The following is a 21,851-nucleotide window of genomic DNA, read 5'->3' as shown; positions in this document are numbered from 1 at the left end:
CAAGGTGAAGGTGTAGCTTAGGTTGGGATCCGGAAGGTTCACTGTGTCAAGGGTGAAGTTTCCTGATCCGTCCAGTGGGGCGTTACCGCTTACAGTTGACGCACCATCGCTATAGGTATAGGCAACAGTCGCATTTGGTGTTCCCGTAAATTGGATAGTCGGTGCCGTGTTCTGGCAAACCGTTGGCGTAGTTGTAGTGAAACTTGCCGTTGGCAGGGCGTTTACCGTCAAGGCCGCCGTTTCGCCTGTTATCGCGTTCGAGCATCCGCTTGCTCCGGTGGTGGCTATATTTGTAAGCTCATAGGTGAACGTTCCTGCTGTATTCTGTACAGCTGTAGTAACCAGCAATTGGCCAGAAGTTGGAAGTATAACATCAGGTGCTGTTACGCCATCAATCTTATAGGTCACAGCAGCCCCTGGGGTTCCCTGGATCGTGAAGCTTCCTGCAGTTCCCAGACAGATAACCGGATCGGTGAAGCCGACCATCGTAGCTGTAGGAAGACCTACGGAAATTACAATTGAAGGACTTGGAGATGGTGTAAAATTACATGGTGGAACAGTATTCGTCACCACATCTACCAAAGTAATGGTTGTAGCGGCAGTTAAAGTATTGGTAGTAAATTGCCCTGAACCTGTAGTATTTAAAATTACCACACGCGATATCGAACCTTCCGTAAGGTTAATGGTAGCGCCTGGTGTCCCCGTTATTTGAACGGTTGCTGCAGTTCCTGTACAGATTGTAGTTGAATTTGTAACAAACGAAGCTGTTGGAGTTGGATGAACAATTAGCGTTATTGAACTAGGTGCCGATACTGACGTTCCAACAGTTGCCACCACAGTGTAATTGTAAGGACCTGGAGCAGCAGGTACTGGAACCGCTATTGGATTTTGAACATTTGAGAATACAGTTCCACTATTATCTGTCCACTCGTAGGTTGCTCCTATTCCGGCATCTGTTGCCATCAAGTTGAATGTTGGCGTTCCTTCGCATACGTTACCAGAATGAGAAGCAATGGTTGCGATACAAGGGCTTACGATAACCTCAGTTACCGCAGTATAAGGATCACAACCCATACCTGTAAACTCATATTTCACTTCATAGGTACCTGCTAAACTTGTATTAATGTTCAATTCTCCTGTTGCAGGATCTACGATGGTTAAACCTGCAGGCGTAGCTGTATATGTCCCCCCTGGCGTCAATCCTGGAGCAACTGGTAGCATTGAAGTGCTTGATCCTATACAGAATCCTGGAGCTCCTCCATCATCCGTATAAACGAAACCTCCAGTTGGAGCAGTTGTAAGGAATAATTTGAATGGCTTGATAGGATCGCAATATCCTCCGGAGAACTGATTTATGACTTTAATATAAATGGTTTCACCATCTACTCCTGGATATTGTGTGATGCTGACAGGTGGTGTTTCAGAACCAATTTTATTGATTCCTGCCTCTGCATCTTCTTTAGAGTGATAATATTCTGCATCAAAATCACCTTCTACAAAATCAGCCAAAACAACAGCTTTGTTGCTCGTAAGGTTGAATTCTGGAGTAGCGTCATTACATACATACAAATCTTCTGCTTCATCTACATCAAAAGGTGGTGGAGCAAAATCTACCAAAATAAAATCACTTTGAGAACAATTTGTACTTCCGTAGGTAAAAGTAACCGTATAGACACCTGGCTCACTTACTTCTATAAAGTAAGTATCTTCTCCTGGCATTATTACGTCATTTCGTCTCCATTCGTAAGTAACATCTGGATTTGCAGCCGTTGCCGCCCTGATTATTCTTGTTGTTCCTTCACAGATTGCATTTGGACCTGAGAAATCTTCATCATCCGCATATAAATCGGTTCCTGTAATTTTTGGTCCACCGATATTGAAACTTCCTGCTTCGATGAATACAGCTGTATCATATTGTGCATCACTATAATCACCTACGGCAAGCTTTATTCTATAGTTGTCGCCCATAATAACCGGTGATGATGCTTTTAAAACAGTGGTTTGTCCTTTCATATTGATGGCAGAACTAGCCACATTGGCGGGACCACAATTATTAGTTGGGCATTCATCACTATTGTATTTAGCAAAATATTGGGCATTAGTATTACATGTAGCGTTATAAACACTACTGTTGATGGTTCTTACAGAAACTGGTTGAGTAGTTCCCGGCACTACTGCTAGATTCTTCACTTCGCCTGTATCTAAATTAGTAAGAATAAAACCAAACACGTCGAAATAACCACATTGGAATGTTCCATACTCTTGGGCTGCAAAAAGGAAATTAAAACTAAACTCATTAGCAGTTGGAACAAAATCGAACGTCACAAACGACACATCTCTAATACCTGCACCACCTCCAGGAAGACTATTACCTATAGCTTGCAAATCTGCATCTCCAGCTGCAAAACCTGACCCTTCTGTGCTTATGGCTGAACCATCATATTTGCCTTGTGTTAATGCGGCTTGACCAGAACGAATTACAATTCCCTCTTTAAATGGAAAGGAGGCTTCAGGAGAATTGTTACTATGGAAATAACCAAAACCGACTGATGTAGAAGAGGTAAAATTAGAGATATTTACACAAGGCTCATTGATTAAAACGTCTCTTACTAATTGATCTACCCTGTATTTATTGATGTCCACTGTTACAAAATCATTGCTTGGAAAATCTATATCCGTAGCCGAATTGTTATTCAAAATATTATCCGGTGTTGGAGAAGAAACCGTAACCGTGTTCACTAAATTTCCAGTAACAGAATTAAAGGATGATGGCATTCTTAATGAAACTACATAAGTAATAGTTTGTCCTGCCAGAAGCGAAGGAATAGTTTGATTGATGGCTCCAATACCGCTTGTTCCGTTACTTGCATCCCACACCATTGAAGCCGCATTGTTGATTCCTGGAGGCAAGTTGTCTTGCACTACAACATTCATGGCATCACTTGGACCATTGTTTACAACGGTAATCAAATAGGTAACATATTCTACTTCTGGTGGAGTAGCCGTATTGTCACTCAATAAAAATTTATCTCTATTATCTGTCTTGGTAACAGCCAAATCTGCAAATGCTGTAGGCGTATCTACATCTACACATTGCGTACATCCAGGATTAGGGTCGACAGTGTCGCTGGTTACTGTTACTTCTGAAACCAAGTTTACATTTTGAGGAAAATTACTAGGTACTGGAACTGTAAAGGTGTAAGTAACCGTTTGTCCCACAGCTAAAGTTGGAATAGTATTTTGTAGATTTCCAACACCCGAAGTACTATTTCCTGTCCAGGTTACTGTTGAAGGATCAATACCCGCTGGTACCGGGTTCAATACCTCAACGTTTTGGGCAACCTGAGGTCCATAATTTGTAATTTGAATGGTATAATTTCTTGTTTGTCCAGCAATATAGATTGCTGACAAATCTGTATTGGTCACAACTAAATCAGCACCAGCCGAAGGAGTGTTAGTATCTGTACTGGTATTGTTAGTCAAGTTGCTATCTGGACTTGTAATAGAAACCTGTGTCACCACATTATTAGTGTATGTTCCTGGAACAAAAAATGTAATGGTGTAGTTTACAGTTTGACCAGATGCAAGCATTGCAATGGTATTGTTGATTGCACCTGTACCACTAGTATTATTCCCTGTCCAAGAATAACTATTTACTCCTGCAGGAACTATACTGCTTACTAAAACATTTGCAGCATTTGTTGTTCCGATGTTGCTCACAGTTACGTTATAAGTTGCTGTGGTTCCCGGAGTATAAGTGGTTTGACCATCTGTTATCGTGATTGCTACATCGCCACCGGCTACAATAACATCTGTATCGGTAGCAACATTGTTTGACAAATCTAAATCTCCCGCCGTTGTCATAGCAGTAGCAGTACTACTAAGATTTCCAGTAAAACTTGCTGGAACTGTAAGGTTAATGGTATAAACCATTGAAGCTCCATTGGCCAATGAAGGAATCATGTTAACCAAATCTACATTGGTTCCTGAATCTCCATTTCCTGACCATGTAAAATCTGTAATTCCTTGTGGAATCAAATTTGTCACTTGAACATTTGAAGCATTACCCGGACCGTTGTTGGTTACCGTAACGGTATATGTTGAAGTTCCACCTTGCGTATAAACATTTTGTAAATTAGTATTTGTAACTACAAGGTCTAATTCTCCTAAAGGTGTGATAACAGTGTCTTGATTATTAGCCGGAAGAGGATCGCCAACAGGGCTTGTAGCAGAAGCATTCATCACTAAGTTTCCTGAAAATCCTGTTGGTACATCTACTGTAATGGCATATACCATGGAAGTACCGCTAGCCAACGTTATAATGTCATTTAAAGGAATATTTGTTCCTGTTGTACTATTTCCTGTCCATGAAAAACCGGTTATTCCTGCTGGAATAAGGCTTTCAACTGCAATATTGGTTGCTTCTCTAGGACCATTATTTGCTATCGTAAGTGTATATTCAACATTATTACCAATTGTATAGGCATCTTTATTGGCAGAAAGAACCACTTCAACATCCGATTGACCCAATACGTCAGTATCAACACTTGGATTTGGGAAATTAGGATCGGATGGTGTTTGCAATGTTGCGGTTGCAGTACTCACAACATTTGCAGTTTGTCCTGATGGAATGTTAACCGTAATGGTGTAGGTCACCACATCACCTACATTCATTTGGGCAATAGTATTTGTAACCGGCAAAGTTGTTCCAGAGGAACCGTTACTTCCGTTCCAACTACCGACCAAAGTGACACCTGGCGAAAAGGTAACATTTGGCGCAACCAAATAAGCCGTTTGAGGACCTTGATTGGTAACCGTAACAGTATAAGTGCTATTTGCTCCTGGTATGAAAAAATCGGTATTATTGGTGTTTACCACTTTGATGTCCGCACCAGTTGTTGCTTGTGTATTAGTATCAACAAAAGTGTTATTGGTTAAGATTGGATCGTTAGTTGCGCTAGTTGCAGAAATCTGAGTTGCTAAGCTTCCTGAAAATCCTGGTGGTATTTGAACAACAATTGTATAGGTTACCACTTCGGCATTTGCCAAAGTTGGTATTGTATTATTCAAGCCTATGTTTGTACCACTTGAGCCATTAGTTCCTGTCCAAGAAAAGTTGGTTATGCCTGAAGGAATCGGAACCACGACATGGACATCATTAGCAGTACTTGGTCCAAGATTTCTAACAGTAGCAGTATACGTTAATGTTTGATTGGCAACATAAGAACTTTGCCCATCGGTTATGTTAACGGCAACGTTTGCATTAGTAGTAACGCTAGGAGCATCTACATCAATACAGTTTGCACATGTAGGAAATGGATCGAATGTAGGACCACTGATTACTGTTTCGCTTTTTAAACTTCCCAAATAATTATCCGGAATAGTTACATCAAAAGTATAGACAACCGAAGCTCCTACGGCCAAAGTTGGGATAGTATTCTGTAAATCACCTGTTCCAGATGAAGCATTATTTCCAGACCAGATAGCAGTTGTGACACCATTTGGCATTGCATTGAAAACATTGACATTGGTAGCGACTTCAGGACCCTGATTTGTTACAGTGATTGTGTAAGTTGTAGTAGTTCCAACAGTATAAGTTGCCTGTCCGTTTGTATTGGTGACTACTATATTGGCTCCAGAGATTTGAGAATCAGTATCCGTTGCCGTATTATTGGTTAAATTAGGATCGTCGTTTGCAGGCGTGGCAGTGAACTGAGCCGCTAAATTCCCGGTAAAAGTAGCTGGAATCTGAATATTTACAGTGTAAGTAATCGAAGCGCCTGATTGTAAACTTGCAATTACGTTACTCAAAGCGCCGGTACCAGAACTTGTATTTGTTCCACTCCAGTTAATGTTGGTAATTCCCGCAGGAAAAGTATTGGCAACATTTACGTTTGTTGCGGCCAACGGACCGTCATTTTTTACAACAACTGTGTACGATGCTGTTCCCCCAGGAGTGTAAATGGTTTGATTATTGGTTACAGAAACTTTTACATCCGCATTAACCGCTTTGACATTATAGTCGGTAATATTGGTGTTATTTTGTGGGATTGGGTCATTCGTTGTAGAAGTCACATTTGCAATATTTGCAAGTGTCCCTGTATAGACATTTGGCAAAGTAACGGTAAAATAGTAGGTAATGGTTTGACCAACAGCCAATGTTGCAATCTCATTACTTATATTTCCTGTACCGCTATATCCATTTGAAGAATACCAAGATGCTATTTCTGTTCCCGAAGGTTTTGCATTTACAAGACGAACATTATTAGCAACTTGAGGTCCGTTGTTTTTAACCTTTATTACATACATCGTAGTACCGCCAACGTAATAATATGATTCATTATCTGTATTGGTTACTACAATATCCGCACCCGTTGTAGATGCCTGATCCGTGTCTGTTGCTTGATTATTAGCCATGTTCGAATCTACCGAAGTGGTACTAACACTAGCTGTACTTGTTAAAGCACCGGTAAATCCTGCCGGAATATTAAGCGTTAATGTGTATGTAATTTCTTCGTTGTAAGCCAGAACTGGAATTGTATTTTGCAAACTATTCGATCCAAAAGAACCGTTGCTTCCTGTCCATGAAGCTGTAAAACCGGCCGGTATCGGATTTGAAACCTGTACACCAGTTGCCTGAGACGGTCCATTGTTTTTTACGCTGATGTAATAAACAACTGAAGCACCTGAAACATAGAGTGTTTGGTTGTTAGTATTTGTCACAACCACGTCTGCTTGGGCAAAACCAGTAAGAGCGGTTGCTAGAAACACCATTAATAGTAAAAGTCTTTTCATATAAATAGAAGTTAGTAGGAATAATAAAAAATACATTACCAAATAATTAACGAAGTGTTAATTATTCTATTAAAAATTCAAATATACTTATTCACTGAAAAATTGTTTGTTAAATTTGCAAAAAATACAAAATATATGGCAAATGTTATAATAAAGGAAACGCAGAATCCTGCTATCCTAAAGTTCGAATTTCCAGACTTTATCGTCCGAAATGAGAGCTTCGAATTCAAGAATATAGACGAGGCTTCAACCTCTCCTTTGGCGCAAAAATTATTCTATCTTCCGTTTGTAAAAACGGTTATGATTTCAGGTAATTTTATCGCTATCGAACGATACAATATTGTAGAATGGGACGATGTAAAAGATGCCGTTGCCGACCAGATCAATGAGTTTGTAAACAATGGCGGCAACATCATTACTCCATCTGAAACAAAAAAGAAACAACCGGCTACTGTTTATGGAGAAACGACTCCTAACCCAGCCGTTTTGAAATTCGTTGTAAGCCGAATGCTGACCAAAACCGCAATGGAATTCAAGAACATTGACGATACAGCTGCTTCGCCTTTGGCAAAGGAACTTTTTAAATTCCCTTTCGTAAAGGAAATCTTTATCGACGAAAATTATGTTTCAGTAACGAAATATGAAGTAGCCGATTGGTCGGAAATTACCTTCGAAGTAAGAACCTTCATCAAAGAATATATTGAAAACGGTGGTACTGTAATCGACGAAACGATTGTAGTGAACAATCCAAAAGTGGAGAAACAGAAGATCGAGAACTTCGATAATCTGGACACTACTTCCCAGCAAATCATCAATATCTTGGAAGAATATGTAAAACCAGCCGTAGCTTCGGATGGTGGAAACATTCTTTTTGATTCGTATGACGAGAAAGAAAAACGTGTGAAAGTGGTCCTTCAAGGTGCTTGCAACGGTTGCCCTTCTTCAACTTTTACTTTGAAAAGTGGTATCGAAAACATGCTGAAGGACATGCTTAACGACAATGACATAAAAGTGGAAGCCGTTAACGGTTAACAATTCAAAAAACAGTAATTTTAAGCGTTTCAAATTTGAGACGCTTTTTTTTATTTGAAGCTATTCCCGCTATCCGTTGCAATCTTTTTTGTTTTTAAAGAAAAAACAAAAAAGGATTTCCACTGCTATCGGGGCTAAAACCCAATCACCATGAACCAATTATCCCAAGAAACCAGCCCTTACCTACTCCAACATGCCCAAAATCCTGTGCATTGGAAGGCTTGGAACAGCGACACTTTGGCTACAGCCAAAAACCAAAACAAACTTATCATTGTGAGCATTGGCTACTCGGCATGCCATTGGTGCCATGTCATGGAACACGAAACCTTTGAAGATGACGAAGCGGCCCAAACGATGAACCAGCATTTCATCAACATAAAAGTAGATCGTGAAGAGCGTCCCGATATTGATGCGGTTTACATGAAAGCCGTCCAGATCATGACCGGAAGAGGCGGTTGGCCTTTGAATGCCGTTTGCCTTCCTGATGGTCGGCCGGTTTGGGGCGGCACTTATTTTAAAAAGGAAGATTGGATTGAAACCCTCGAACAGCTCCAGAAACTCTTCGAAAATAATCCTGAAAAGATGATCGAGTATGCCGAAAAACTCCACAAGGGGATTGAAAGCCTAAACATCCTCGGCACTGAACCAAGTGATGATTTTGACCATGACATTTTAGACCAATTGCTCGAAAAATGGAGCAAAAGTTTCGATCATGATTTTGGCGGAATGGCTAGGGCTCCAAAGTTTATGATGCCGAGCAATTATAAATTTTTATTACGATACGGTCATCAAACCAAAAATAAAGAGCTGCTCGATTTTGTCCATCTGACTTTGACCAAGATGGCTTTCGGTGGACTTTTTGACACTGTTGACGGTGGTTTTTCTCGCTATTCCGTCGATTTGAAATGGCATGTGCCGCATTTTGAAAAGATGCTTTATGATAACGGTCAGCTGGTTTCGCTTTATGCCGATGCTTATAAACTGACTAAAAATCCATTATACAAAGAAGTCATCGAAAAAACGTTGACGTTCGTTTCCAAGGAACTCTCCAACAATCAGGGTGGCTTCTACTCTGCCCTCGATGCCGATAGTCTTACCGAAAAACAACACCTCGAAGAAGGTGCTTTTTATGTTTGGACAAAGAAAGAATTGCAAACTCTTTTGAAGGATGACTTTAATTTGTTCAGCGAAGTTTTCAACATTAATGATTTTGGTTATTGGGAAGAAGGAAATTATGTGCTCATTCAGAAAGTCGCTTTGGAAGTCATTGCTTTTCAAAACAATGTCGACCTTGATTACCTACAAGAAAAAAAGAAATCGTGGGAACAATTATTATACAACGAAAGGGAAAAACGAAGCAAGCCACGCCTTGACGACAAATGCCTGACTTCTTGGAATGCGCTTATGTTGAAAGGTTTTGTGGATGCCTACAAAGCATTGCAAGATGAAAAGTATCTGAAAACCGCTCTTCAAAATGCCGACTTTATCACGCAACATCTTTGGACTGCCGAAGGCAATCTGCTTCGGAATTTTAAGGATGGGAAAAGCACCATCAATGCGTATCTTGAAGATTATGCGCTTTTGATTGATGCTTTTATTGCCTTGTATGAAGTGACGCTTGATGAAAAATGGCTTTTCAATGCGAAGCAACTCACTGATTATTGCTTTGAACATTTCTATGATGAGCAGAAGCGATTTTTTGCCTTTACATCTGATTTGGATGAAGCTTTAATTTCCAAACATTATGAAACAGAAGACAATGTGATTCCCGCTTCCAATTCGGTTATGGCGGAGAATTTATTCGTGCTTTCTATTTATTTTGGCAATACTTATTATGAAGAAGTGGTGCAGGAAATGCTCCGAAACATCATTCCGAATATTGATTATCCATCGGCATTTTCGAATTGGATGAACGTGTTTTTGAATTTCTCGGAACAGAATAAGGAACTTGCGGTATTGGGTGTGGATGCTCAGAAGTTTTGCAACGAAATCAATAAAGGGTATCATCCGAATATTATTTTGGCTGGAGCCGAAAAAGAATCGGTGTTGCCTTTTTTGAAGGATCGTTTTATTGAAGACAAGACACTTTTCTATCTGTGTCAGAATCGTGTTTGCCAACTTCCGACAGAAGATTTTCAATCCGTTGTATCAAAAATAAAATAGCCACAGATGCACAAGTAGCCACGGATTCACAGATTAAAAATGATTTAAAAAAATCTGTGCATCTGTGGCGAAAACTCTTCAACTAAAGATTAAACCACTACTAATTAAAATGTTAGTCTTTTTTCGTAGGTTTGATACTAACTAAAAAACAAAATTATGGGACTAGGAACATTTTTTAAGAATCTTTTTGGCTCGTCGAAAGAGAAGGCGGCCGAGGTGGCAGAAAACGTAGAAGATTTTGCAAGAGAAAACTACGAAAAAGCAAAGGTAAATGCGGCTCCGATTATCGATAAGGCCGAAGAATATTTGGAACAGGCAAAAGAAAAGGCGGCGCCAATTTTGGAAAAAGCAGAAGAATATGCCGAAGTTGCGAAGGAAAAGGCTATTGATGCTTACGAAACCGTAAAAGAAAAAGTGACCGATTTTGTAGATGAGGCACATGCCAAGAAAGAACAAACTGTAGATTTTGTTGAGCTAAAGGCAGAAGAAACGAAAGAAGCCGTGGCTGAAAAAACGGAAGAAGTACAGGAAGCTGTGGAAGAAAAAATCCATGCAGCAGAGGAGAAAGCAGTGGAAGTAAAAGAAACAATTTCGGAAAAAGTGGCCGAGGCCGAAGAAACTTTGGAAGAAAAGGCTATACGTACTGAAACAGAAATACAAAGAGCCGCCGACGAGATTGGCGATTAACTTTTTGATTATTTTAAAATCTAATTTTTTATAAAATACTAAATTTGCCCTTTCAAACCCGAAAGGGCTTTTTTAATAAATTGCTAAAAACAAAAAATGGAAAATCTAGAAACAGAAGTAATTGCCGGAACAGACTACATCGGAAAGTACACCTCACAATTTATCAGTATTTTGGTTGATTATTCGCCAAAATTAATCTCCGCCTTATTGATCCTCTTCGTGGGGCTCTACGTTATTCGTTTCATCAACAGGATGATTCGAAAATTAATGATTACGCGTGACTTAGATCCTACTTTGTCTAAATTCCTTGCCGATATTTTGCTTTGGGTATTGCGCGTTCTATTGTTTGTATCGGTTATTGACAAACTGGGAATCGGGACGTCTTCTTTCGTTGCTATTTTGGGAGCTGCAGGTTTGGCTGTTGGTTTGTCCTTGCAGGGTTCGCTTTCTAATTTTGCGGGTGGGATGCTGATTATCTTGTTCAAGCCTTTTCGTGTGGGCGATACCATCGAAGCGCAGGGTGTTACTGGAACTGTTTCTGAGATTCAAATCTTTGTAACGAAACTTATCAATGGAAATAACCAGACTATTTTTGTTCCGAATGGTGCGCTATCGAACGGGAACATTACCAATTACTCGGTTGCAGGGACGCGAAGAGCGGATTTGAATTTCACGATTTCGTATGACGCCGACTTGAAAGTGGCGAAGGAAATTTTTATGAATATTATGAAGAATGATTCTCGTGTGTTGCAAAGTCCGGCGCCTTCTGTGGAAGTGATTGCCTTGGTGGATAACGGTGTGCGAATTGCTGTTCGCCCATGGGCTAAAAACGAAGATTATGGCAGCGTTTATGCGGATACTTTGGAGCAATCTAAACTTCAAATGGACAAGGCGGGCATTGACTTGCAACCTTTTGTGAAAGAATCTTCTATTCTTCCGAGGGCCTAAACCGGATTTTAAAATACAGTAACCGAACAGGTACTTTCCTTGGCTGTAATGTCTGGGAAGTACCTGTTTGCTTTTATGCACTGTTTCGATTTGGAGTTGCCCGTGGGTTTTAAAAGTTGTCCAGATCCGCACGAATCTCTTCATGTGTCAATATTGAATTATTTAGCTATGATTTGCGGTTGTGGTTATTAGCAAAACGCGGGAAAAATACAGTCGCGACGATTTGTTCTATCACACCGTTGACGCTCTATATAGGTCGGTTGGGGTTCTGGAGTGGTTGCTCGGGGTTCTGCTGAAATCGCTCGGGGTTCTGGTGAGGTGGCTCGGGGTTACATAACCTTCGGTTGATGTTGTGCAACCACTTGGAGAGGTTTCCTAACCCCAAATTATACCTTATGCAACCTCTTCTGAGGACTAAAATACCTCATCGGAGCTCTAAAAGACATCGCCGGGTCATTACGGAACCTCAACGGAGGGATAATTTTGAAGTGTGGAGGCGTTCTTTAAGGCATCGGAGGGGTAATGTAGATGTCGGATGCCGTGTTTCTCCCGAAGTTCAGGAGGAGGTTCAGGTTGACAGTGGAAAACTATAAAGGATTTGATTATAATTTATTGTTGTAGGAAATAAATTATTACTTTAGTGGGAATAAAATCTGTTTTATCATACTTATACACCCTTATTTGGGTAGATATGTATTATAAAGTGATACATATAAATTAGTTATGCGAAAGGGCAACAGAACGTGACGTTAATTCGACCACAAATAAAAAAAAACAAATGAAATATTTATACTGTCTTTTTGTCTTTCTCCTCTGGTTGAATTGCAATTCGCAGTCAAAACTTTTACCTGAATTCTCTAGAGAGATATACGAAAGGGTAAAGCACGACGGATATAATGCTATAATTATTTCGCGTTCAGTTTCCCATATGAGTGTCGAATTAGAAACCGGTTCAACAATATCACGAAACAACTATAAACTTTTTTTTATTCAACAGAAAGGGAAAAATGTGATTGTTCAAGAATATCATGATGGAGATCTTGCCTATACATTCGAGATTAAACAATCAAATCTTTTCAATCTTTTAAAACCTAATTTTAAAAAGCTAACAACTGAAAAATTGAAAGATTTCGAATATGACCAAGATGGTTCAAAAGTATATACAACCAGTTCTGATAATTCGATTTACGAATTTGTAGTACGTTTTAACAATCAGGACTTTAGATGCGTTTATGAAGATGTAAAACTTAATTTATTGAGTAATTCAAAACTCATTATTACGAAAATAGTCAAAGAAGTTGAAAAAGAATTGACTCCTTATTTTAAACTTCATCCGTTTTTTGTTGAATAAACATAATTACATCAGCCTCATCGCATAACAGCGGTTTTGCATGATTGCTGTTTTTGTTGTTGCATGAACGTGCTTTTTTCATAACTTCGTTCTGTCCAGCCGAGAGTACGCAGTTCCAATTTCCGCAACCAGCGCAAAGCCACAGGACATTGTGCGTCACTTTAGAAAGACTGTAACTTAAAAATAACATGAGAAAATATTTTATACTTACTGCATTTATCCTTTTATCGCTAAGTTCTTTTTCACAGAATAACAATGATAATAAAAAACAGAATACAGATAAAGAACCAAGTGGTATTGGCAGCGGGCATGGTGCTGGAGGTAAAGGAGGAAATTCATTTATTGAACCTTATTCATTAACTGGTAGAAAAGTAATTAGTGAATTATATCCTGAAAATAATTGCAACGAATATGGAACAGTTGTTATGGAAATTGTTGTAAATAGAAAAGGAAATGTTTTAGAGGCAAATCCTGGAAGAGGTTCCACTAATCTTTCAGAATGTTTAGTAAAAGTTTCAAAAGAAGCTGCTTTAAAAACTAAATGGAGTGTAGATAAAAATGCACCGGAAAAACACATTGGTAGAATAGTCTACAAATTTAAAATGAAATAGAAATAAATAAAGCAAACGCACAACAGTGGTTTGCCAAAACGTTATAAAACTATAAAAAAACGGACCCAAAGAGTCCGTTTTTTTTATATAATTAATTATTCTTTTAGTTTTTTTGTCGCAGCAGGTTTCTTATCCAAACCTCCGGCTGTAGCGGTATAGGGTTAATCATTGATTTTTTAGTCATTCCTCACCTCCAGCATATACCCAATTCCATGCACATTCGTTAATTTAATCGATGTATCATCACTCAATTTCTTACGCAATTTTGAGATATATGTATCCAAGCTTCTACCCACAAAAACACCATGATCTTCCCAGACTTTTTTGGAAAGTTCTTCCCGTTTGATGACTTTATTGGGATTTTCGACAAAAACCGTCAGCAATTCTACTTCTTTTTTAGAAAGTGGGATTTCGGTTGATGCAACGATTAACTTATTTTCGTCGGGATAGAATTGAAACTTTCCTACTGCAATGCTGTTTCCGTTTGCTGAAATGGGTCTTCTATTTGTTTTACGTTTGAGAAATAAAACAAAAGCCATTACACTGCTTCCTATCAAAAGTACCATCCAAATTAGTTGGGCAGTTGAAGAAGCTGTTTTTTCTAGAAATTGCACTTCAAGCAGGTAGCACTTTTGAGGTAAGAAACGTCCGCTACACGGAATGATGCTTTTTTCTTCGGTTTTGTTTTTTTGATAACTGTAGGTCACTTCAAAATCTTGACATTGCCTCACTTCAATTTGGTAATGCGAGGAGAGGTTTGCTTTTTGAAAACTTCGCTCTATTATAGCCACCACACTGTCGGGGTTGATGGTGAGTTCTTTTTGAAAAGAAAGTCGGTATTTTGATTCTCCCAACTTTTGAATTGGCAGGACAAGCGATGTGCTGTCTTGATTGGTGAGCAGTAATTTATTTCCCGCATCACGCAACGCTATTTTGATTAAAGCCGTCTGTACTTCGTTTGAATTTTGATAGCCCATGAGCATAACAGCCGATAGGATTGCAAGGCAAAGACTGCCGTAGAAATAAATTTTTCGTTGCTTCATAAGTGGTGCAAATAACATACAATTTTGTCATTTTTTAAAACCGTTGACACTTCTTTTACATATTTTTTACATTTCAACGAATTGATTAGGATAGTTTTACAATGAAATCCAAAAGCAAAGGATTTTATTCTATTAATTTCAAAATCATCAATCATGAACAACAGTTTATTTTATGGATTAGTACTCCTTTCGTTCAATTACAATTGTACAAAAATGAATTCTCAGGAAATCGCCTCCGTTGCAACTATGCGGGATAGTGTGTATGTCGGACCTACCCATTTCAGCGATGATTTGGTTCGGGATGATGCCCTTTACATCTCAACCATTCGTGTGGATAAACGGCAAAACGATGAATATGTGTTGTCCGTTCAAATGAATTTAAAAAAGGATGCCTACTTTATTTCCCCCAATGCGAAGAGAGCTTTTTCGGGGAAATTCACGCTCGTACTTCCCGACTCCACTAAAATTGCAACCAACGGAGCGATTAGTGAAACGCCCTTGTCTAAAGAAGAGCGTGATAAAGGTGAAGGTTTGGTGAATTTTGTTCGCAGAAATACCCATTACAAACAATCTTTAAAAGTGCTGACCAACGAAAATTTTGAAGTAAACGGCCATATCCAATTTACGATTGAGCCACGTTGCACGCTGGAGAAAATCCCTTTTATTCTTTCCTATGTAGATGGGAAGTTGAGTGTGAAGATGGATGGATGTTAGATTTCATTTGATACAACAAAAAAAACGGACCCAAGAGTCCGTTTTTTTATAGAAAAGTCATTATCCTTTTAGCTTTTTTGCCGTAGCAGGTTTCTTGTCCAAACCTCGCTTGCGCAACAAAGGTTCCACGCTTGGTTCGGCACCACGGAAACGTTTGTAGAGGATCATTGGGTCTTCGCTTCCTCCTTTTTCAAGTACGTTTTCACGGAAGAGTTTTGCTTTTTCAGGATTGAACAATGTAGTGGTCTTGAATGCCTCAAAAGCATCGGTATCCAAAACACCCGACCAGATGTAGCTGTAGTATCCAGAAGAATAGCCTCCGGAGAAAATGTGCTGGAAATAGGTGCTTCTGTAACGCGGAATGATGGCATCGATCAAACCGATTTTCTTCATTGCGTTCTTTTCGAAGGTGTTGGCATCAAGCGTGATGGGTGCTGTTTGCGAATGGTAGTCCATGTCCAACAATGAAGCGGCCAAATATTCTACCGTTGCAAAACCCTGATCGAACGTTCCTGCTTTTTCCAATTTCTGAATCAATTCGTCTGGAATTGTTGCACCTGTCTTGTAATGCTTGGCATACATCTTCAATACCTCTGGTTCGGCCGCCCAGTTTTCCATTACTTGCGAAGGCAGTTCCACAAAATCCCTTGGAACGCTTGTTCCTGCGAGGCTCTTGTAGGTTACGTTGGACAATAGTCCGTGTAGTGCATGCCCGAATTCGTGGAAATAAGTCGTTACCTCATCAAACGTAAATAATGCGGGAGCATCGGCAGTTGGTTTTGTAAAATTACAAACGATGGAAATTACCGGTGCTTTTCGTTCGCCATTAACTGTACTCTGGTTTCTGTAAGATGTCATCCATGCCCCGCCTCTTTTGGAAGCTCTTGGAAAGAAATCCATGTATAGGATTCCAACGTGGGTGCCGTTTGCTTCGGTCACTTCCCACGCCGTAACGTCTTTGTGGTAAACAGGAACATTGTGAAGCTGCTTGAATTTTAGTCCGTATAAATTCTCCGTTACCTGGAAAACGCCCTTGGTTACATTGTCCAAACTGAAATAAGGTTTCAGTTCCTGCTCGTCCAGATCAAAACGCTGTTTTCTTATTTTTTCTGTGTAATATCTCCAGTCGTAAGGCTGTACTTTATCTTTTATACCATCCTTGTCCATCATTTTTTGGATGTCAGCGGCTTCGATTTTGGCTTTCTCCAGAGCCGGTTTCCATAAATCATTCAAAAGTTTGTTTACATTTTGAGGATTCTTCGCCATCGATTCTTCGAGAACATAATCTGAATGCGACTTGTAGCCCAACAACCTCGCTTTTTCTCCACGAAGGTTGGCCAGTTTTATGGCATTGGCTTTATTGTCCAAATCATCGTCGTGGTTGGCTCTTGTTTGGTAGGCATTCCAGATTTCCTTGCGCAATTTTCTGTTGGAGCTGTATTGAAGGAACGGCATCACACTCGAATTTGAAAGCGTGAACACCCATTTTCCATCCTTTCCTTTTGCTTTTGCGTCAAGAGCTGCGGCTTCGATCAGTTCGTTTGGCAAACCTGCTAAATCTTTTTTATCAGTGATTACCAATTCGTATTTATTGGTTTCCGCCAAAATATTCTGACCGTATTTTAAAGACGTTAATGAAAGGTCGGCGTTTATTTTTCGCAATTTGTCCTTATCGGCTTCTGAAAGATTGGCACCGCTTCGAACGAAATATTTGTAACGGTTTTCCAATAATTTGGCCTGTTCCAAATTCAGGTTCAAGCTTTCTTTTTTGTTCCAAAGTGTTTTTACGCGTGCGAATAGCTTTTCGTTCAAGGCAATATTATCGCCGTGAGCCGACATTACAGGAGCTGTTTCCTTGGCAATTGCTTGAAGTTCATCGCTAGTATTGGCCGAATTATAATTCCCGAAAACACGGTTTACTTCCGAGAGCAACTCGCCGGCATTTTCCATTGCTAGGATCGTATTGTCAAAAGTTGGTGCTTCGGTATTATTGGCAATCAAGTTGATTTCTTCCTCGTGCTTTTTTATACCTTCCAAAATAGCCGGCTTGAAATGTTCGTTCTTGATCTTGTCGAACGGTGGCACGTTAAACGGCGTGTCATAAGGTTGAAAGAATGGATTCATGGTTTGCTTTTTTTCTTGTGCTTCCATTGTTAGTAGGTTCCCGATGGTGAGCAAGATTAGAAAAGATTTAGATTTCATCTGAATAAATTTAAGGAACGTAAATTTAGGAGAAATCGAATAATTATCAGGACTTTGAAAAGTTAAATTAAGCCCATAAAAAAAAGCTTCTCGATTGAGAAGCTTTTGGTGCGGATAATAGGACTCGAACCTACACGCTAAAGCGTTCTATTTATTATTTCACACAACCTTTTGTAAAAACAATAAAAAACTATTTAAACTCAATATACATACGGTTTTAATAATTTAAGAAACCATCTAAAGAAATAGAATAAAATAGAATGTTATCTATAATTCGTTGGGCAACCGTTGGGCAACTTTGTAAAACGTACTAAAATAATACATATCTTTGAATTGTTCAAAAAGTTCAAATTATGGCAACAATACAATTTAGGCTAAGAAGTAAGGCTAACAAAAACGTTTCAATCAAAATAAGAGTTTCAATTGATAGAAAAAATGTTTACGAATTAAACACAGGCTTTTCAATTAATCCAAAAGATTGGAGTGAAAAGATTAATTTACCTAAACAAAATCAAGTAGACAATAAACAGTTATCTAATAACCTTAAAAAATTAGAAACTTATGTTTTATCAAACCTCAACAAAGATTTAGCAAATAGTGTTTTAATTGATTCTAACTGGCTCGATTCAAAAATAAATTTATGTTTTAATAGAGTTATCAAAACTGATGCGGGTTTACTTGTAAACCATATTCAGCATATAATAGATAATGCTAACACCCGAAAGGTTAAAACGAATGGTGGTTTCAAAATAGGTTTAAGTTCAAGTACTATTAAAAATTATAACCTCTTTAAAAACATAATTTCCGAATATCAATTAGCAATTAAAAAGCAAATTCAATTTGCAGAAATTACAAAACCTTTTGTAGATAAATTTACTAATTGGTTAATCAATACTAAAAACTACTCAACTAATTATTCGGGCAAACAGTTAGAAATATTAAAAACCGTTTGCATCGATGCAGAAAAAAATGAAATTCCAGTTACACCCTATTCAAAAATAATTCAACATTTTAGAGAAAGTGATAATGACAGATATATACAAACCTTATCGTTTGATGAAATAGAAAAAATAAAAAAGGCTGACTTTGAAGATATTGATTTAAATGAATTTAAAATTAAAAATCCTGAACTCTCAAAGAATTTATCCATAACTCCCGAAACTTTAAACAATGCAAGAAAATGGATTCTATTAGGTTGCGAAGTTGGGCAACGTGGAGGGGATTTACTTAAAATGTCAAATAGCAATATTAGATATAACGGAAAAAGTTATTATGCTGATGTCACTCAACAAAAAACAGGCAAGAGTGTAACTATTGGGTTAATTGCACCTCACATTATTGATATTATAGAAAATGGTTTCCCAAGAGCATTACCCCTACAAAAATTAAATGATTATATAAAAGTAGTTTGTAAATTATCTGATATTGATGAGGTTGTAAAAGGAACAAAATTAAACATCGAAACAAATCGTAAGGAGTTTGGTAATTTTCCCAAATATGAGTTAATGTCCTCGCACAGCTTTAGACGCTCTTTTGCAACAAACTATTACAAAAAAATCCCTACCGCTATTTTAATTAATATTACAGGTCATTCAAAAGAAAGTTTATTTTTGAGTTACATAAACAAAAGAGAAGATAAAGATGCGAATGCGGATTTGTTTATGAAATTCTATGAGGAAATCACTAAAAGTAAAACCCCTGAAATGAAAGTAATATTAAATAACGGAACGGAAAAATGAAAGATTTTGATTTAATTGAATTTGACTATAAAAATTTTTACGATAATATTCAGAATATGAGTGGTCAAACTATGATGAAAATATTGAAAAAAGAAACTGATAACTTTGATATATATCAATTATGCAGTTTCTACGGACGATTTTTCGATTTGGCGACTAATCAAAGATTACATAACATCAAATCAAATGACGTAGATATAATATTTTTAAGGAACAATGAAGATTTAATCGATATATGTGACTTCAAAACAAACATAGCTTATTCAACATATAGAATCGAAAAAGGAGAGCTGATTAAAACAGGTATTTTAATTAAGTTTGACCTAATAGAACCAATTAACATACACTACTATACTTGTATTTATGATTTTTTGTTTTGGTTAGAGGAATTAGTTTTAAACTATGCCTCTAAAAAGCAATTAAAGGGTTTAGAACCCAAAGCAAAAAAGTTGCTAATTAGCCAAGAGCCTGAGGCATTCGATTTAAGCTCAACTTCTTGTGTTTCTAAATTAATCTATCTTAACGAATTAGGCATCATAGAACAATTGAGAAAACAACCGTGTTTTGGAAATACTACTAATAATCTTGCATCAGTAATAAGTGCGATCACTGGCGAAAATAGCAAAACTATTCAATCAGCATTAAACGCTTTATTGAACCCAAACACAAGCCAAAAAAACAATCCTTACAACACCAGTAGCACAGTTGAAAAAGTTAAAAATCAACTTATTCAATTTGGTGCTAAACCCAAATAATACTATTTCATACTTTTTAGGGAAACCCTAATAAAACCCTAATGTTGATTTGCACTTTAATCTATTAACAAATATTTTATGAGTGCAACTATTCAATTTATTCAGTACACCCCTGAGCAACTACAAAGCGAAATTAACGCGGGGGTAAAAAGTCAACTTGACAATTTTCTAAAACATTTCACACCAAAGCAACCCAATGAATATCTAACGCGTCAGGATGTCGCAAAAATGTTCAATGTGGATATATCAACAGTTCACAATTGGTGTAAATCAAAAAAACTAAACCCACTTGGGATTGGCTCACGTGTTTATTTTCTACGTTCAGAAATAGAGGAAAGCTTAAAGCCTTTGAGCGATAAATAAAAGAACCTTATTGAGAGGATATTTTTAAAATTATCCTTTTTAAACTTCATTCACTATAACAAATAAGGGGAGTAGTTCACGCTCCCCTATTGTTCAAAAGTTCGTTTTCACAGGCATTGCAAAAACATTTCAAATATAAATCAAAATGATTGATTTTGTAAAAATTCATTTCGCAAATATTAATGTTATACAATTAGAAAAATCAAAAGTTTTAGATTTCAAAACCGAACTTTCTAAAAGTACAGGAGAAATCAAAGAAAGTGTTTTAACTGCAAATTATCACTTCTGTAAAATAACAATTAATAAAAGTAATCCTCAAAACCCTCACGTTTTCTTATCAGGCAGTTTACACAAAATGTGGAACGACCTAAACGGAATTATTGCCCCAAATTGGCAGGATCAAAATCAATATAACGGCTATAACGGCAATCAGTTTAACTTAAAAAATATATTTGAAATTAGTTCTCATTTACAAGATTTATTTAAATGTACATCGAGTCAAATGGTTTTTCAAAATATTGAATTTGGAGTTAATACGGAGTTGGTTTTTAAACCTCAACTTTATCTTAAAGGTTTACTTTACCATAAAAACATTCCGTTTGATTTCACTCATTCTGGAAATAGCACACAAGCGAAGCATCAATCTTTCATATTTAAAATTTATAATAAATCCTATCAATATAAGTTACCGAAAAATGTTTTAAGAGTTGAGCTTAAGTTTATAAAAATGATAGGTTTAAAAGATATATCAATAAGAACGTTTCAAGATATAACTATCGAAAGCTTGAAAAATGTATCCGCATTGCTTTTAAAGCGATTTGATGAGGTAGTACACTACGATTACACCATCAACAAAAACAGGCTCACAAAGCGTCAAACTTTGGCGTTGGGTAATTATTCAAATCCAAGGTACTGGCTATATGATTTAAAACCCATTCATAGAGATCGCCACAAAAAGAGCCTCGGTAAGATAACGGTAAGTCATTCTGATAATTTACAGAAGCAAATTAGAGAAGAAATTCACAAAAAGTGTGTAACGATAAACAAACTTATTTAAAGCAAAATGTGTAATGATTAACCATTTAAATATAGAGTTAAACGTTATACAATTTTTACTCTTATATGGACACAAAAAATTCAAACAAGTATATAATATCTTTTCTTAAAATTAGGTTTTCCAACCCGATCAAAAAGAATAAATAATTACGACTATATTTGTACTAATAAAATTAAATGTCAAGGTCAAAACTGACCAAGATTTAAAATATTAGCGTTAGCTGTTTTTAGTGTATAGGAATTCCGACAATTCAAACACTCATCTAAAAATAAGACTGATGCTCATGCTTTGGCGTGGGTGTTGTTGTTCTTATTTGTGAGTGAGCCGTCGGAAGCTTCTATACAAATTTAAGGCTACATACCTACGCTTTTTTTGTATACAAACTTCGCTT

At 37.5% G+C, this 21,851-nt stretch carries 15 protein-coding genes; 11 read left to right on the top strand and 4 right to left on the bottom strand.

All coding sequences use genetic code 11. The annotated features are described in order from the left end of the window. The coding region (locus ACI6PS_RS11645) for a choice-of-anchor L domain-containing protein (protein WP_421012742.1) at positions 1-6,795 on the bottom strand (6,795 nt) is incomplete at its 3' end. Between the two features lie 135 nt (positions 6,796-6,930). Between ACI6PS_RS11645 and ACI6PS_RS11640 the strand changes: the two genes are divergently transcribed. The 5 genes from ACI6PS_RS11640 (at position 6,931) to ACI6PS_RS11620 (ending at position 12,976) form a co-directional block, all read left to right on the top strand. After that, positions 6,931-7,827, top strand: coding sequence for a NifU family protein (locus ACI6PS_RS11640; protein ID WP_421012741.1), 897 nt, complete (start codon positions 6,931-6,933; stop codon positions 7,825-7,827). Positions 7,828-7,977: 150 nt separating this feature from the next. Beyond that, positions 7,978-9,990 (top strand): thioredoxin domain-containing protein, encoded by a 2,013-nt coding sequence (locus ACI6PS_RS11635; RefSeq protein WP_421012740.1) that lies wholly within the window; start codon positions 7,978-7,980, stop codon positions 9,988-9,990. Between the two features lie 156 nt (positions 9,991-10,146). Next, positions 10,147-10,677, top strand: a complete 531-nt coding sequence (locus ACI6PS_RS11630) for a YtxH domain-containing protein (protein WP_421012739.1) — start codon at positions 10,147-10,149, stop codon at positions 10,675-10,677. A gap of 96 nt (positions 10,678-10,773) precedes the next feature. After that, on the top strand, positions 10,774-11,625 hold the full coding sequence (locus tag ACI6PS_RS11625) for a mechanosensitive ion channel family protein (RefSeq protein WP_421012738.1): 852 nt from the start codon (positions 10,774-10,776) through the stop codon (positions 11,623-11,625). A 778-nt stretch (positions 11,626-12,403) separates the two neighbouring features. Beyond that, positions 12,404-12,976, top strand: a complete 573-nt coding sequence (locus tag ACI6PS_RS11620) for a hypothetical protein (protein ID WP_421012737.1) — start codon at positions 12,404-12,406, stop codon at positions 12,974-12,976. Here ACI6PS_RS11620 and ACI6PS_RS11615 read toward each other — a convergent pair. Continuing rightward, positions 12,948-13,166: a hypothetical protein gene (locus ACI6PS_RS11615; protein WP_421012736.1), complete on the bottom strand. Its 219-nt coding sequence runs from the start codon at positions 13,164-13,166 to the stop codon at positions 12,948-12,950. The two genes, ACI6PS_RS11620 and ACI6PS_RS11615, sit on opposite strands and share 29 nt — an antisense overlap. On the opposite strand from ACI6PS_RS11615, the gene ACI6PS_RS11610 reads away from it, so the two are divergent. Beyond that, positions 13,165-13,587: a hypothetical protein gene (locus ACI6PS_RS11610; RefSeq protein WP_421012735.1), complete on the top strand. Its 423-nt coding sequence runs from the start codon at positions 13,165-13,167 to the stop codon at positions 13,585-13,587. The genes ACI6PS_RS11615 and ACI6PS_RS11610 overlap by 2 nt on opposite strands. Positions 13,588-13,763: 176 nt before the next feature. On the opposite strand, the gene ACI6PS_RS11605 is transcribed toward ACI6PS_RS11610, so the two are convergent. Then, complete coding sequence (locus tag ACI6PS_RS11605; protein WP_421012734.1) at positions 13,764-14,630, bottom strand: winged helix-turn-helix domain-containing protein; 867 nt, start codon at positions 14,628-14,630, stop codon at positions 13,764-13,766. Between the two features lie 153 nt (positions 14,631-14,783). Between ACI6PS_RS11605 and ACI6PS_RS11600 the strand changes: the two genes are divergently transcribed. Further along, the gene (locus ACI6PS_RS11600; protein ID WP_421012733.1) at positions 14,784-15,344 is read left to right on the top strand and encodes a hypothetical protein; all 561 of its coding nucleotides are present in this window, start codon (positions 14,784-14,786) and stop codon (positions 15,342-15,344) included. A gap of 60 nt (positions 15,345-15,404) precedes the next feature. Here the strand turns inward: ACI6PS_RS11600 and ACI6PS_RS11595 are convergent, their stop codons facing one another. Beyond that, positions 15,405-17,546: a M3 family metallopeptidase gene (locus tag ACI6PS_RS11595; protein WP_421012732.1), complete on the bottom strand. Its 2,142-nt coding sequence runs from the start codon at positions 17,544-17,546 to the stop codon at positions 15,405-15,407. 353 nt (positions 17,547-17,899) lie between these two features. Here ACI6PS_RS11595 and ACI6PS_RS11590 point away from each other — a divergent pair, with 353 nt between their 5' ends. From ACI6PS_RS11590 to ACI6PS_RS11575, 4 genes are all read left to right on the top strand, one after another. Next, entirely contained in the window at positions 17,900-19,285 is a 1,386-nt protein-coding gene (locus tag ACI6PS_RS11590; protein ID WP_421012731.1) for a phage integrase SAM-like domain-containing protein, read from the top strand. Continuing rightward, on the top strand, positions 19,282-20,040 hold the full coding sequence (locus tag ACI6PS_RS11585; RefSeq protein ID WP_421012730.1) for a hypothetical protein: 759 nt from the start codon (positions 19,282-19,284) through the stop codon (positions 20,038-20,040). The genes ACI6PS_RS11590 and ACI6PS_RS11585 overlap by 4 nt, the downstream gene beginning before the upstream one ends. A 78-nt stretch (positions 20,041-20,118) precedes the next feature. After that, positions 20,119-20,403 (top strand): helix-turn-helix domain-containing protein, encoded by a 285-nt coding sequence (locus tag ACI6PS_RS11580; RefSeq protein ID WP_421012729.1) that lies wholly within the window; start codon positions 20,119-20,121, stop codon positions 20,401-20,403. 145 nt (positions 20,404-20,548) lie between these two features. After that, positions 20,549-21,460: a hypothetical protein gene (locus tag ACI6PS_RS11575; RefSeq protein WP_421012728.1), complete on the top strand. Its 912-nt coding sequence runs from the start codon at positions 20,549-20,551 to the stop codon at positions 21,458-21,460. Positions 21,461-21,851 lie beyond the last annotated feature (391 nt).

This window comes from Flavobacterium sp. PLA-1-15, from assembly GCF_049060005.1.
GTDB lineage: Bacteria > Bacteroidota > Bacteroidia > Flavobacteriales > Flavobacteriaceae > Flavobacterium.
Note: the sequence above shows the minus strand (reverse complement) of the source record. Positions and strands in the feature narration are given on the sequence as shown.